At 43.1% G+C, this 14828-nt stretch carries 13 protein-coding genes and 1 pseudogene; 8 read left to right on the forward strand and 6 right to left on the reverse strand.

Features of this window, described 5'->3' with window-relative positions; translation table 11 throughout:
• Positions 1 to 118: 118 nt before the first annotated feature.
• A complete protein-coding gene (locus HWQ43_RS14500; RefSeq protein ID WP_292734722.1) occupies positions 119 to 1225 on the forward strand; it encodes a peptidylprolyl isomerase in 1107 nt (368 codons plus the stop codon).
• A gap of 54 nt (positions 1226 to 1279) precedes the next feature.
• Here HWQ43_RS14500 and HWQ43_RS14505 read toward each other — a convergent pair whose 3' ends face one another.
• Entirely contained in the window at positions 1280 to 1861 is a 582-nt protein-coding gene (locus tag HWQ43_RS14505) for a Uma2 family endonuclease (protein ID WP_292734725.1), read from the reverse strand.
• An 89-nt stretch (positions 1862 to 1950) separates the two neighbouring features.
• On the opposite strand from HWQ43_RS14505, the gene thiL reads away from it, so the two are divergent.
• Positions 1951 to 2994, forward strand: coding sequence for a thiamine-phosphate kinase (thiL, locus tag HWQ43_RS14510; protein ID WP_292734728.1), 1044 nt, complete (start codon positions 1951 to 1953; stop codon positions 2992 to 2994).
• A 79-nt stretch (positions 2995 to 3073) separates the two neighbouring features.
• On the opposite strand, the gene HWQ43_RS14515 is transcribed toward thiL, so the two are convergent.
• Positions 3074 to 4087: a type I glyceraldehyde-3-phosphate dehydrogenase gene (locus HWQ43_RS14515; RefSeq protein WP_292734731.1), complete on the reverse strand. Its 1014-nt coding sequence runs from the start codon at positions 4085 to 4087 to the stop codon at positions 3074 to 3076.
• A 116-nt stretch (positions 4088 to 4203) separates the two neighbouring features.
• Entirely contained in the window at positions 4204 to 4830 is a 627-nt protein-coding gene (gene nadD, locus HWQ43_RS14520; protein WP_292734734.1) for a nicotinate (nicotinamide) nucleotide adenylyltransferase, read from the reverse strand.
• 403 nt (positions 4831 to 5233) lie between these two features.
• Between nadD and murC the strand changes: the two genes are divergently transcribed.
• The 4 genes and pseudogenes from murC (at position 5234) to HWQ43_RS14540 (ending at position 8950) form a co-directional block, all read left to right on the forward strand.
• Positions 5234 to 6697, forward strand: coding sequence for a UDP-N-acetylmuramate--L-alanine ligase (gene murC, locus HWQ43_RS14525; RefSeq protein WP_292734738.1), 1464 nt, complete (start codon positions 5234 to 5236; stop codon positions 6695 to 6697).
• 124 nt (positions 6698 to 6821) lie between these two features.
• Positions 6822 to 7823, forward strand: a complete 1002-nt coding sequence (gene murB / locus HWQ43_RS14530; RefSeq protein WP_292734740.1) for a UDP-N-acetylmuramate dehydrogenase — start codon at positions 6822 to 6824, stop codon at positions 7821 to 7823.
• A gap of 173 nt (positions 7824 to 7996) precedes the next feature.
• Positions 7997 to 8344 (forward strand): YbaB/EbfC family nucleoid-associated protein, encoded by a 348-nt coding sequence (locus HWQ43_RS14535; RefSeq protein ID WP_099100025.1) that lies wholly within the window; start codon positions 7997 to 7999, stop codon positions 8342 to 8344.
• A gap of 125 nt (positions 8345 to 8469) precedes the next feature.
• A pseudogene (locus tag HWQ43_RS14540) lies at positions 8470 to 8950 on the forward strand (low molecular weight protein-tyrosine-phosphatase).
• Between the two features lie 59 nt (positions 8951 to 9009).
• On the opposite strand, the gene HWQ43_RS14545 reads toward HWQ43_RS14540, so the two are convergent.
• Complete coding sequence (locus HWQ43_RS14545) at positions 9010 to 9693, reverse strand: response regulator transcription factor (RefSeq protein WP_292734743.1); 684 nt, start codon at positions 9691 to 9693, stop codon at positions 9010 to 9012.
• A 656-nt stretch (positions 9694 to 10349) separates the two neighbouring features.
• On the opposite strand from HWQ43_RS14545, the gene smpB reads away from it, so the two are divergent.
• Together smpB and HWQ43_RS14555 are read left to right on the forward strand one after the other, a co-directional pair.
• The gene (gene smpB, locus HWQ43_RS14550) at positions 10350 to 10817 is read left to right on the forward strand and encodes an SsrA-binding protein SmpB (protein WP_094349892.1); all 468 of its coding nucleotides are present in this window, start codon (positions 10350 to 10352) and stop codon (positions 10815 to 10817) included.
• Between the two features lie 182 nt (positions 10818 to 10999).
• Positions 11000 to 11281 (forward strand): WGxxGxxG family protein, encoded by a 282-nt coding sequence (locus HWQ43_RS14555; RefSeq protein WP_292734749.1) that lies wholly within the window; start codon positions 11000 to 11002, stop codon positions 11279 to 11281.
• Positions 11282 to 11358: 77 nt separating this feature from the next.
• On the opposite strand, the gene HWQ43_RS14560 is transcribed toward HWQ43_RS14555, so the two are convergent.
• Together HWQ43_RS14560 and HWQ43_RS14565 are read right to left on the reverse strand one after the other, a co-directional pair.
• On the reverse strand, positions 11359 to 12780 hold the full coding sequence (locus tag HWQ43_RS14560; RefSeq protein WP_292734752.1) for an IctB family putative bicarbonate transporter: 1422 nt from the start codon (positions 12778 to 12780) through the stop codon (positions 11359 to 11361).
• Positions 12781 to 13120: 340 nt separating this feature from the next.
• The gene (locus HWQ43_RS14565) at positions 13121 to 14674 is read right to left on the reverse strand and encodes a GAF domain-containing sensor histidine kinase (RefSeq protein WP_292734839.1); all 1554 of its coding nucleotides are present in this window, start codon (positions 14672 to 14674) and stop codon (positions 13121 to 13123) included.
• Between the last annotated feature and the right edge of the window lie 154 nt (positions 14675 to 14828).

Here is a 14828-nt window from a genome sequence, read left to right on the forward strand (position 1 = left end):
ATTGTCATTAGTCATTTTTCCTCTGCCCTAGACCTCTGCTCCACTCATCACCTAACGTGGGAAGATTATTTATGGGTTACGTCCAGTCAACAATTCACTGCTGCATTTGAGTTATCCCATGCTTAACTTATTAAAATCCTGGCTGAAGAACAGCCTAATGGCAATACTGCTGGTAACAATATTTTTAGGCATAACTACAGCTGGGTGGACTCCCTCCAGTAGCGCCGCACTGCCAGCCGGCAATGCAATTACCGACGGAAAGGCTTTGTTGCGGTATGCACTCCCGATAGATAACAAACCTGTGCGGCAACTACAAGGCACTTTAGAGGACATCTCTGCCCAACTGCGAGCGAATCGGCGTTGGGGTGCTATTTCCAAAGACATCAGCCAAGCATCCCGCATTCTCGATAAACCTTCCCAAATCTTAACAAGCGTTCCCGCAGAACGCCAACCCCAAGCCGAAGCTTGGATTACCGAGTTAAAATCCGGGGTGGGTAAATTGGAAGAATTGGCGAACAGCAAAGATAAAGAACAAATTCTGCAAGAGAGAGGCAAACTTCTGAATCTTGTTACTCAGCTAGAAGAGTCAATGGTGAAACAATTCCCCTTTGAAGTGCCTGCTGAGTACAGTAATCTGCCGCAACTTAAAGGTCGTGCCACTGTAGAAATCAAAACCAACAAAGGCGATTTGGCCCTTGTCGTAGACGGTTACAGCGCTCCTGTGACTGCTGGTAATTTTGTAGATTTGGTACAGAGGGGTTTTTATAATGGTTTAGAATTTACCCGTTCTGAAGAATCTTACTTTCTCCAAACTGGAGATCCTGCTGGGAAGGATGTGGGTTTCATTGACCCAACAACGGGCAAATATCGTGCTATTCCCTTAGAAGTCCTAGTTCAAGGAGATAAAGCACCTACTTATGGCATTACTCTAGAAGAAGCTGGTCGTTACGTTGATATGCCAGTTCTACCTTTTTCTGCCTTTGGTGCAGTAGTGATGGCTCGTCCTGAAAGTGAAGTAAATGGTGGTTCATCACAATTTTTCTTCTTTTTGTTTGAACCCGAACTCACTCCCGCCGGACGCAACCTATTGGATGGTCGCTATGCCGTTTTTGGCTATCTCACCGAAGGTAAAGAAGTTTTGGATAAACTGAAAGCTGGTGACAAAATCGAATCGGCAACCGTGGTTCAGGGGATAGAAAATCTGGTTGAACCGCAAGCTGCATAAGAGAGGGCAGGGGAGCAGAGGGAGAGTAATTACTAAACTCATAACTCTTAACTTCTAACTCCCCTGATTCAGGTTTCCGGCGGTGAATATCTGATCAACTGCAATAGCTAATTCTGGAAAAGTTCGTGATACAATTTGCTGAGTAGCTGTAAAAACTGTTTCTTCGTAAAATCCATCTTCCAGTAGTAACACTGAAACTTTTGTTGCCAGTGGGTCTACAATCCAATATTCAGGAACCTCTAAGGCGGCATATTCTGAGCGTTTATAACGATAGTCCCGTTTTACCGACTCTGGACTGACCACCTCGACAATTAGTAACGGTGGTGACTCAAATACTGCTGAAGCATTCAACAATTCTCTAGCTTGCTCCAGTGTCACTACACACAAATCAGTCAACCTAGATTTATTTCTACCCGTTCTCACCCCACTTTCTCGAAAACACAGCCAAGTAAAGTTACAACGTTTGATTTCTGCATCTAGAGATTGCTCAAGAAATTTGGCAATCAGGAAATGTTCTATAGTAGGTGGGTTCATTAACTCTAGCTTGCCATCCACCAGTTCATAATGAAAATCGCTACCATCATCATAGGTTAAGTACTCCTCAAATGTGATGCTGGTTACTGGTGTTGTTACCATTCCAACTGACTCCTAGACAATACCCTTATCTTAAACAGTAAAGTAAATCATCAGTTTTGTTCGTAATTTTGCAACACGGAAAACCGATTGTGAACATTAAGTTATCTTCTCAAAAGGTAAAAGACATTGGCGAACAAGGTCTTTTAGAAAGATTACAGCGCTTCTGCCCACCAGAAATTATCGGCGATGATGCCGCAGTACTTGAGACTGCACCAGGGCAATCTTTGGTAGTAACTACAGATGTACTGGTTGATGGCGTGCATTTTAGTAATCTCACCACTTCCCCAGAAGATGCTGGTTGGCGAGCTGCTGCTGCCAATTTATCAGATTTAGCAGCAATGGGCGCTTCTCCATTGGGAATCACTGTCGGGTTGGGACTACCCGGTGAACTTAGGGTAAGTTGGGTAGAACGCTTGTACCAGGGAATGACAGAATGCCTGCAAAAATACAATACCCCAATTGTTGGGGGTGATGTCGTGCGATCGCCTGTAACTACTCTGGCAATTACCGCTTTTGGTCAAGTCAACCCTAGTCAAATTATTCGCCGTTCTGCTGCTGTTGTTGGGGATGCGATCGTCGTTACAGGCGTTCATGGAGCCTCCCACGCTGGCTTAGAACTACTCTTGCATCCCGAACTAGGACAAAACCTCAAAGATGTAGAACGCACGGCTCTAATCCGCGCACATCAACGTCCCCAACCACGATTAGATGTCTTACCAATCCTCTGGAAAATTTTAGCATCCCAATGCCTCATGCCCCATGCCCCATGCCCCATGCCCATTGCTGGTATGGATAGCAGTGATGGTTTGGCAGATGCAATTATCCAAATTTGCCGTGCCAGTGGCGTTGGCGCTGTCTTAGAATACAGACAAATTTCCGTACCAAAAACTTTTAACAATTGGCTGACACCAGACCAAGCGTTAAAATATGCTCTATATGGTGGCGAAGACTTTGAATTAGTGCTGTGTTTACCACAAGAATTAGCATTAGTCTTAGTGCAACATCTTGGAGAAGGTGCTGCGATCGCAGGCAGGATTACAGCCGGATCGACAGTAATATTGCACGACGAGCAAAAAAAATTCCCTGACCAAGTTCTGAATCTTAGCCAGGGATTTCAACATTTTGGTCAATAGTGCTTTGTCCTTTGTCCTTTGTCCTTTGTCCTTTTTCTAATGACCAATGACCAATGACTAATGACTAATGACAAATTAATTATTGCCACTTCTCAGCTACTAATTCTGCCAAATCCAAGACTCGTTGGCTGTAACCCCACTCGTTGTCATACCACGCCATAACTTTTACTAAGTCATTACCCAAGACCAAAGTCAAGTTAGCATCGACAATTGAAGAAGCATCACTACCTTGATAATCAGAGGATACCAGTTCTAGTTCGCTGTAGTCCAAAATTCCTTTAAGTGGGCCTTCGGCAGCATCTTTGAGAGCTTGGTTAACTTCTTCAGTAATAGTACGCTTCTCAACCTGAACTACGAAATCTACCATTGAGACGTTCGGGGTTGGTACGCGCAAGGCAACACCATTTAGCTTGCCTTTGAGGTCTGGGATAACCAGCGCCACTGCTTTTGCTGCGCCAGTAGAGGTGGGTACAATGTTTATCGCTGCGGCCCTCGCCCGTCGTAAATCCCGGTGAGAAGCGTCTAGCAATCGCTGATCCCCTGTATAGCTGTGGGTAGTGGTCATCGTACCTTTGATGATGCCGAACTTATCGTTCAACACCTTGGCGATTGGTGCCAAGCAGTTGGTAGTACAGCTAGCGTTACTGATAATATTGTGTATGTTGTGGTCATAGTCGTGATGATTCACACCAACCACAAAAGTACCATCCTCGTTTTTACCAGGAGCGGTAATCAGAACTTTCTTGGCTCCAGCATTTACGTGCTTGAGCGCTCCTTCTTTGCTAGTAAATACCCCGGTTGCTTCGATAATTAGGTCAATTCCCCAATCTTTCCAGGGCAAGTTTTCGGGATTGCGATCGGACACGCACTTAATGGTCTTACCGTTCACGATGATAGAGTTATCATCGGCACTAATCTCAGCACCCTTGATCTTCCCTAGCATTGAGTCATACTTTAGCAGGTGAGCATTGGTTCTAGGATCTGAAGTGTCATTAATAGCGACAAGATCGATTTGACTATTCTCTCTACCCACCCAACAACGCGCAAAGTTACGTCCAATCCGCCCGAAACCGTTGATTGCAACTCTAATCACAGTGTCTTGCCCTCTGTATTTATGCTTATATGTTGATATCGTTGACCCCAATCATATCGCAAAGGGGGGGGGCACTTTTAACCATAAAGTGTTAGATCAATAAAAAAACACATAATTTATTCAGATTTGTAAGAGTAGAGATTGTTGTTAGTGATATATGATCTGACCGATTCCGGGACTAAATAACGAATTGACTGGCGATCGCGGCAAAATTTGCGAATTAGACTTGACGAAACCCCTATTAAAGGTATATTCAAGAGTTGCCAGTTAATGATCGCAGATTCCTCCTTGAGTTGTTGCTCCACTTGCTTGCAGATTAATTTGCTTTGAGTTATAGTCTCACCACCTAGCTGTCGGGGTGCGATTAACCAATCACACATTTGTGCTAATTCGTGTCCTCGGTACCAACCGGGTAAGGTTTGGAAAGTATCCAAGCCCACAATCCAGTACCAGTGAGTATTTGGGTAACAAGCAGATAAGTCAATCAGGGTGTTAATGGCATAAGAAGTCCCAGAGCGATTAGTCTCCACTAGTGAGACAGTAAATGCTGGGTTATCTTTTATTGCTAATTGCAGCATTTGCAGACGATGCTCAAACAAAGCTGCTTCTTTGTGAGGAGGATTTAGGGTTGGTACCCAAATAACCTTTTCAAGGGATACTTGATGCAAAGCTGTCTCGGCTACGAGCAGGTGTCCCCAATGAATTGGATCGAATGTGCCACCAAAAATTGCTAGTTGCTGCATCCAGATAAGCCTGGGTTATATGCAATTGAAAAATAGTTTCATTACCAATGTACTATTGTACTCAATTCACGCCTAGACTTGATGCAATTTCAATTTAGTTTCACTAAACAATGTATTATGTAGCCAATTCCAGTAAGGTAGCCAAAAATATGTATTTGACATTACAAGAATTTCTTTCCCGATGCGGCCAAAATTTTCAGAATAATCTTAAGAACAGTTCAGAAATAGCAAAAACCTCCAACCAAGGTAAAATCATTCTCAACCAGGAAAACCAGAGCAGAAACATCATTTGGGCATCAAACATGAACATGATACAGGAGTAGTTACGGTAAAAATCAAATTCCTGTTATGATACGCGTGTCATTTGTGATTATGGTGTGGTGTGGTGTAAGAGGAGCAATAAATGACTAATTCTGTAGATTTTAGTGGTAGACCATTTCATTTTATTGGCATCGGTGGCATAGGTATGTCTGCTCTGGCATACGTTCTTGCAAAGCGTCAATTTCCAGTGTCAGGTTCGGATCTTCGTCCTAACCACATTACGCACAAGTTGGAATCTATCGGTGCTCATATTTTTAGTAAACAAGAGGCAAGCAATCTCGAATTCTTTCACCCTCAGGTATTGGCTAATCCAGTAGTATTAAATTCACAAGAACAATTATCTGCTGATACTAAGTCAAAACTGCCTCAAGTCATTTGTTCAACAGCAATTAACACTAATAATTTAGAATACAAAGCAGCGCTGGAATTAGGTTGTCCAGTTTTACATCGTTCAGATGTACTAGCAGCTTTAATTGCCGATTACTACAGTATTGCAGTGGCAGGAACACACGGCAAAACTACAACCAGTAGTATGATTGGCTATATGCTTCTGGAAGCGGGTCTAGACCCAACGATTTTAGTCGGTGGCGAAGTCAATGCTTGGGAAGGTAATGCTCGATTGGGACAAAGCCAATATTTAGTAGCCGAAGCAGATGAATCAGATGGTTCTCTGGTAAAACACGCTCCCGAAATTGGTATCATCACCAATATTGAACTCGATCACCCTGACCACTACGATACATTAGAAGAAGTTATTGACATCTTCCAGACATTTGCTAAGGGTTGTAAAACGTTAATAGGTAGCATTGACTGTGCGACAGTGCGCGATCGCTTGCAACCCACAATCAGCTACAGTTTACACTCAGATACCGACGCTGATTACACCGTCACCAATATTGATTATCGTGCTGATGGTACCACGGCTTTGGTTTGGGAAAGAGGCACAGCTTTGGGCGTGTTAAAGTTGCGGTTGCTCAGTCGGCACAATCTCAGCAATGCCCTAGCCGCAGTCGCTGTTGGTCGCGCTTTGGGCTTAGAATTTGGAGCAATTGCCAAAGGTATCGCCACCTTCGAAGGAGCAAGACGACGCTTTGAGTTCCGAGGTGAAGTCAATGGCATTACCTTCATTGATGACTATGCTCATCACCCTAGCGAGATTCGCGTTACTCTCGCCGCAGCCCGTTTACAGGCAAGACCAGGGCAAAGAGTGGTTGCTATCTTCCAACCCCATCGCTATAGCCGTACACTGACCTTTTTAAATGAATTTGCCGAGTCTTTTACCCATGCTGATTTGGTGGTGTTGACTGATATTTACAGTGCAGGCGAACCTAATTTAGGGCAAATTAGTGGTGAACGTCTAACGGCGGAAATTGCTAAACAGCATTCGCAGGTAGTTTATCAACCAACTTTACCAGCAGTGTGTGAGTACTTGCTACAAACACTACGCCCAGGAGACTTGGCGCTGTTTTTAGGCGCTGGAAATTTGAACCAGGTGATTCCTGAAGTAATTACGACACTTTGTGAGCCGGCTAAAGCCACATCCTAAGTGGAAACTTTGCGAAGTTTTATTTCTGAGCAAAGCGCTCCTCTCGCAACGGTTTCATCTGTGAACTCTATTACCGTATATTTGCGGTAGATTAATGTAAAAATTTTACCAAAACAAAGTAAAGATGACCATTTCCCAGGCAGCTGGAAACGTCTGCACAGTTTCTGCTTTGAATACAAAGAAACAGCAAACAGCTAATTCAGTGGAGAGCGAAGTAATTTACTTACCCAGTACTGATTGTGCGATCAAGTCCCAGGCTTCTTTGTCAGCATTTACTTCCTATAGAGTTGGGGGAGCAGCTGATTTATACGTTGCCCCCCGAAACTTAGAAGCACTGCAAGCAAGTCTTAAATACGCAAAAGAACGTAATTTAAAAGTGACAACGTTGGGAGCAGGTTCTAACTTGCTGGTAAGCGATGGTGGTATATCAGGCTTAGTTATTGCTACTCGTCATCTCCGCTTCAACCACTTTGATCCCCAAACCGGTCAATTAACCGTTGCTGCCGGAGAATCAATTCCCAGCTTGGCATGGGCGGCAGCAGAATTAGGGTGGCAAGGATTGGAGTGGGCTGTTGGTATCCCCGGAACAGCAGGAGGCGCCGTGGTGATGAACGCAGGGGCACATAATAGCTGTATCGCAGATATGTTAGTTAGCGCCCAGGTACTTTCACCCGATGGTACGTTGGAAACTCTTACCCCGGAACAGTTAGGTTATAGCTACCGGACTTCATTATTGCAAGGTGGCGATCGCATAGTCACCCAAGCCACCTTACAACTTGCGCCAGGTGCAGACCCAGCCAAAGTTGTGGCAATTACCAAAGAACACAAAAAGCATCGGTTAAGCACTCAACCATACAACTTCCCCAGTTGTGGCAGTGTGTTTCGCAATCCCAAACCTTACAGTGCTGGCTGGTTAATTGAACAAACTGGTCTAAAAGGCTACCAAATTGGTGGAGCACAAGTAGCATTACTACATGCTAATTTTATCGTTAATCGTGGTGGAGCAAAAGCTAGTGATATCTTCTGTCTCATTCGCCACATCCAACATCAAGTACAAGAACGTTGGTCTATTAATTTAGAGCCAGAAGTCAAAATGCTCGGAGAGTTTCAAGGTGCTTGTGGATAAAGAATGGGGAATGGGGAGATGAGGTAGAAGAATATAAGAACCAATGTCCAATACCCTACTCCCTACTCTCAACTCTATGACGCATTAATTATTGGTAAAAAAAGAGTCAAATTACTTACCGCATCTATAATTGAATTTGATTTGTTATTCAACGCACACGCGTACAAATAATTATGACAGGAAAAGGACAGGGATTCGGCTTTGGCTTAGGAAAAATGAAAGAATTAGCCGAAGCTTTTAAGAAAGCGCAGCAAGTTCAAGAAGGCGCAAAGCGACTCCAAGAAGAATTGGAGCAAATGGAGATTCAAGGAGAATCTGGCGGTGGTCTGGTGAAGGTAATTGTCAGTGGGAACCAAGAACCCAAGCGAGTGGAAATTTCTCCAGATGCTTTAGCAGAAGGTGCAGAAGTACTTTCTGATCTTGTAACAGTGGCAATGAAAGAAGCCTACAACAAGTCCACAGCAACAATGCGGGAACGTATGGAAGAATTAACCAGTGGGTTGGAGTTACCTGGATTTTAGTCATTGGTCATTAGTCATTAGTCATTGGTCATTGGTCATTGGTCATTAGTCATTGGTCATTAGTCAAAAGACAAAGGACAAAGGACAAAAGGCAAATGACTATTGACTATTGACAAAGTATATCTATGCCTTACAAGTTGCTGTTTGTCTGCTTAGGTAATATCTGCCGATCGCCATCGGCAGAAAACGTCATGAATCATCTAATGTGAGCAGGCTGGCTTGAGCGATCGCATCCTTTGTGACTCTGCTGGTACATCTAGCTATCACGTTGGTAGCTCACCTGACAGACGCATGAGTGCTGCGGCGGCTGCTAAGTTGGGAATTAAACTGCGTAGTCGAGCACGCCAGTTTCAAAAGTCAGACTTTCAAGACTTTGATTTGATTTTGGCTATGGATCGAGAAAATTATGAGAACATCCTTACTCTTGATCGCACTCAGGAATATCAGCATAAAGTGCGTTTGATGTGCGAGTTTTGCTCTCGACACACTCTAAAGGAAGTTCCAGATCCCTATTACGGCGGTGAAGAGGGATTTAATCAGGTTATTGATTTATTGATCGATGCTTGTGAAGGTTTGCTGACAAAAGTTAAAAGTGAGGAGTTATGAGTTTGGAGTTATGAGTCAGAAGTTTTAATTCCTCACTCCTCACTTTTAACTCCTAACTTTTATTCCACCAGACCATGCTTCATCGCAAAACGCACTAATTCCGCGCGGTTGCTGGTTGAGGTTTTTCTCAATAAACTGCTAACGTACTTTTCCACAGTTCGCGGACTCAGGTGTAGCTGATGACCCATTTCGGCATTAGAAAGACCATGAGTTAATAACTCTAAGACTTCCTGTTCTCTGTGAGTTAGGGCTGAGTGCAGATGGGATTTCTGAATTTGAGTGGACAGAGAATTATGGGCATCCCCCGCTTTTGTCAAGCCGGAAATGCCCAAACTATCTTTATGAGAAAAACGATACTCTGATTGGATAATTTGCGATCGCTCCAAAAGATTGCGGATTGCTGCTGCTAACTCTTCCAGTTCAAAAGGCTTGGGTAAATATAAATCACACCCTGACTGGTAGCCCAGAATTCTTTCTTGGGTCTTAATGCGTGCCGTTAATAAAATTACAGGCAATAAACGAAACACTGGTTGTTGACGCACCCGGCGCACCAGTTCATAGCCATTCATCCGTGGCATAACAATATCCGTGACAATCAAATCAGGATGATACTCATCCACCATAAACAAAGCCTCTTGACCGTCATTAGCCGTGATCACTGAGTAGCCAGACAGTTCAAGATAGTCGCTAACAGACAGACGAGTGCCCAAATCATCATCCACTACAAGGATCGTCAAGGGCATGGATAATACACCCCTAGCATTTTTTTACTCAGAAATTTGCTTTGATATACTCCGTTAGTGAACACAGACAATAATAGTGTTCTTATGTTTCATACTATGACAGGATTACCAGCTAATGACTGCTCTCAGGGTTTATTTATAAAGAAAATCTTAAATCATTAGGAAGGTTAACGAAGTGTAACTACCTTAGACTCCCTGTGCTTAGGAGGCATAGAGAGCTTTGTAATTTGTAACAACTCATCAATTTAAGGAGAGTGAATGTTCATTCATTAGCGTCATACCAATTATTTGTCAGGATTTATGCAAAAAGGGAGTGAGGGCAATTCATCTAAATGCAAAGAAGAAAGTTACGCGGAGGCTTTCGTACAAGCAGCTTACCAAGGGTATTGCCTCTACTTGATGTGTAAGTCCTATTTGTGAAACTGCACAAAATCAGGCTTGGTAACACAAGTTGCTCAAGCAACTTGTTCTATGAAACCTCAGAGGTAATCGCTATCAGCTAACTTAAAGTTGTCAGAAAAGCTTAATTGTGAACTTAGAAAAGCTAAATTAGTGATATACAGTTCACCATTTATAGCGGTTCTAAGATACACCGTATAATTCACAAGCCAATCCAAATAATTTTTTAGGTACATTTAAAGCACACAAAATTATCAATGAGCGACAAGAACGAAGGTTACAAAGTTATTTGCGACAACCGTCAAGCCCGTTATTTGTATGAAATTCTAGAAACTTACGAAGCTGGAATTGAGTTGACAGGAACAGAGGTGAAGTCGATTCGTGCGGGGAAAGTCAATCTCCAAGATGGCTATGCTTTGCTTCGCAATGGCGAAGCATGGTTGATCAATGTGCATATCTCGCCTTACAACGCTAGTGGACAATATTTTAATCATGAACCACGGCGTACACGCAAGCTACTATTGCATCGTCAAGAACTCCGTAAGCTAATTGGCAAAGTCGAACAGCAGGGTTTAACTTTAATCCCTTTGAAAATGTATCTCAAACGAGGCTGGCTAAAAGTGAGTATAGCCCTTGGCAAAGGTAAAAAGCTCCACGATAAGCGAGAAGACCTGAAACGACGCCAAGACCAGCGTGACATTCAACGGGCAATGAAAAGTTATTAAGGGTAACGTGTGGTCAAACTACCATACTAGAATGAGAAATCGATTACTGTTAAAATCATGTTGTATATCCACAGCGTGAGTTATGAAAATGCCGAGTTTCTAGCCGCAGATTGATTTTGTTAAGGTTGAGAACCGATAGAGTGGTGAGTAACTTCGGATAGCATCAGGAACTTTTACAACTTATGAAAAGTAATTTCATTACAGCTGTTGGCGCTGGCGTTCTCACCTTGAGTATGGGAATTTTACCTTTGACTCTATCTGCACAAGCTCAGACAACTAATGACACCGGAGCCACTACTACTGCTCCAACAACGACTACTGACGATCGCAACGATTTTGATTGGGGTTGGCTAGGATTACTTGGTTTATTCGGTCTAGGCGGGTTGGCTGGCAAAAAGAGCGATCGCGAACCTGTAGCTTATCGCGACCCTAATGCCCCAAATGCTACTACCTACAGAGATTAGACAACTCAAAGTTTATTCATAGAAAATTCAAAAGTTGTCAGTTGTCCGGTAAGAAAACAACTGACAACTTATTTATGTTAATTTACTGCTGGTTCTGAGTTAGTTGTATTTGTCTGGTTTTGAGCTAAAGGTGTCCAGTAGCTGGCAATTAAGGCAACGATCAGCCACCAAAGGGTATTGACTTCAGGACGATACCAGACAGTATCTACAGTACCGTGAGCTAGCATACCCAACAAAATAGCGATCGCTCCGATTAACCAAAATCCCTCTACACTTCTGATTTGTCGCAATCGTCGCACTTGCAACAGTGCCGTATTAAATGTGACAATTAGTAGCCAGAGAAAGCAGGCTAAACCAACAAAGCCAGTTTCTACAGTCACTTCAAACAATATCGAATAGGCGCTCAAAGCAGTGTAACGAGGGCGTTGGTAGAGGGGATAAACTTTATTAAAAGAGCCGTGACCAGGCCCAATGCCGAAAATCGGGCGATCGCGAATCATTTCAAAAACAGCATCCCACACATTTCGGCGAAAATTATTACTGCTATCCTTACGGTCGGCAAAAATACTAAAGACTCGCAGCCGCACTGGCTCTACAAATATCACTGCTAGCACCAATACGCCGATCAAACCTCCTAAAACAATCGGTATTGACCAAGTACGCCAAAAACGAGGCATTTCCACGCTTTTCCAATAAATTAGCAATGCCATCACAGCTAACACTGCCACCACTAGTCCAATCCAACCACCACGACTAAAAGTCAGAATCAGGCAGGAAATATTGACAATTAGCATTGTTAATGCAAGAGCTTTTTTAGGCCAACTTTGCCATACAAAAATTGCCACTAAGCTAAAAATTACTGCTGGTAAGAGGTATCCAGCCAATAAGTTGGGATTGCCTAAATAACTGTAGACTCTTGTAGTCTTAGACATAGGAGATTCTGGATCAACCCAAGTTGCCAGTGCTGTGGCTCCAAAAAACCATTGCCGCAACCCATATACACTAACAATTAAGGATACGTGCAGATAAAGGATGATAATCCAAGAACGGAGGCGAGGCGACCTTAATACCCTGGCACAAAGGGTAAATAGTAGCAAATACAAGGTCAAGGTTCCCAAGTCGTTAAGTGCCACCTTTTTCACTGGTGATAATGCTGTTGCGATTGCGGCAACTCCCCAGTAGAGCAGTACCAGCAAGTGAATGGGAGTGACTGACGACGAGATATTTGCTGGTGTTACTTCATCAGATAAAGTTAACAACAGCCAAAATCCGACACAAGCCACCAGCAAAAAACCCACCAACGTACTGGAAGCAAAAGGTGCTAGAGCATATATTAAGCTGAGTAAAGCCGCTGCGATCGCATCTCCCCACTGGAGCAAGACGCTAGTTTGCCGCCAAGAACTTAGCAGTCCCACCAGAGAGCGGTGTACATAACTGGTAGCAAGATATTCTTTGAGCGGTAAAGTTGATAGAGTAAATCGTTGCCAGACTAAATTCATAAAAAACATTGCGATCAATTAGCCTGCCGACGCAGAACTTGGAATTGATCATAATGCCTATAGCTATAAAAAGGTAATAACAGAGATTGCACATCGCGTGATGGCGCTCTTATTCCTAGCCATCAGTCAATAGGAAGTTAAGAATAGTTCTTCATATACTTAGTACAGCTTGACGTAAAATGGTGGCGAATTGAGGGTTGAAATTTAAAGGCATAGGTAAGCGCAGAAGCACACAGAGAATACGTTACAAACTAATGAAATCTAGATAGAAAATACGTCTTTCCCAATCTCCATTACCCCTTATCCCCAGAGGGGACCCCACCATCCCCAATCCCCACGATTAGACATCGCTAATTGCTTGTGAGGAAGTCGCTAGTTGCAGTGGCAAAGAAAGCACATAACGATATCCTGATTCTGGTGAACCTTGAATCAAAATATGTCCACCATGCAATTCTGCCAGTTGACAACTTAGTAATAGACCTAAGCTTTCACGAGAAAGACTTCCATGTGATTTAGCTAAATTTATACCTGAACTAGTAGCAAAGAAATTTGAGTGGGAATCACTCAAGTTTTTGGAATTTTCCACTGCTACTGATGAAGTATCTAGTTGTTCTTGTCTTTCTGTATGAGTCTTGTAAGTTGCTACCTCACCTGTAAGCTCCAGCAGCGACAAAGAATTGAGACGGAAGTAAGGATCGACCTCTGTTATGCCATCCCCTAACCAGGGATGGGAAACCCAAATAGTAATGTTGAGCGTATCTTCTTTGTAAGAAACATGAATGCGAACAATGCTACCTGTAGCCGAAAGTTGAATCACACTGAAAACCAGATGATAAAGCATTTGCCGCACCTTGTCTTTATCTAAAGGCCAAATGCGATTGCGTCCCGGTTCTATAGACAGGCGAATATCTTGCTCGCGGCGATTAGCTACTTCTTCTAGGGTATTGATAGCTTGTTGGCATAGCATTTCAATATCCACGGGAGCTAGATTTAGCACCGTTGAGTTTTCATCCATAGTTCCTAGTTCGGTAATTTCGTTTACTAGGGAAAGTAAGTACTTACCACTGTGTTGGATAATTTCCAAATATTCTCTCTGCTTTGTCGTCAAAGGCCCATAAATCTCACGTCCTAAAACACTAGCCATACCGAGTACAGATGTTAAGGGCGTGCGTAACTCCTGAGTTAGCTGACTCAAAAGTTCTAGCTTCAGTTGCTTAGTAGAAACAGAGTCGCTATCTTGAGTGGATGCAGTGATTTTAATTTCAGTGTTACGTTTCTCATTCAGTGAAAATATCGGAACATTCTTGGCAACGCTTGATTCGAGTTTCCCTTGCAAGAGTCGGTTACGTTCAAATTCACTCATGCACCAACGAGCAATGATTTGTAAAAACTCAATGTCTCGGGTTGTAAAATTGCGCGGGACTAAATCCATCACCGCCAATGCACCCAAACAATGTCCCTCAGCATCAATTAGTGGCGCTCCTAAGTAAGCACGAATACCATAATCTTGCACCAACTTGCTACTAGCAAGGACTGGATCAGTAAGTTTATGTGTATCATTAATCACAACTACTTGAAAGCTATCTACTACCTGAGTGCAAAATGATTCCCGGCGTAGTAGTTGGCGGCTTTGTGCCAAATGATTCATTAGTCCTAGTCTAGATAAGCCTATCGCCGATTTGAACCAATGGCGTTCTTGATCCACGAATCCCAATATGGAAATTGGTGCTTCCAAAAAGTGGGCAGCAGTCTGTGTGGCTTCTTCAAAAACCGGAATCGTTTCTGGTTGCCGCAAACCTAAATCGGACAAAGCTTTGAGGCGTTGCTGTTCTCTTGATTCATGAGAATCCCAACCGTCCTTTAGGGCAAATAATTTGTTTTCAGGCTCTATCATTGCCACTGCTACCTTAATAATTTCTCGATCGTGTAATTGATCCAAGTCCTATTTCTAGGTTATCAATTGCTATTTTAAGCATTCCCTAATTTTGCCTCTGACAAACAAATTTAGGGCAAAAATTTTTTCTCCCTTCCATTAAGCCAAGATGTGG

This window comes from Nostoc sp. JL31 (assembly GCF_017114965.1).
GTDB lineage: Bacteria > Cyanobacteriota > Cyanobacteriia > Cyanobacteriales > Nostocaceae > Nostoc > Nostoc punctiforme_A.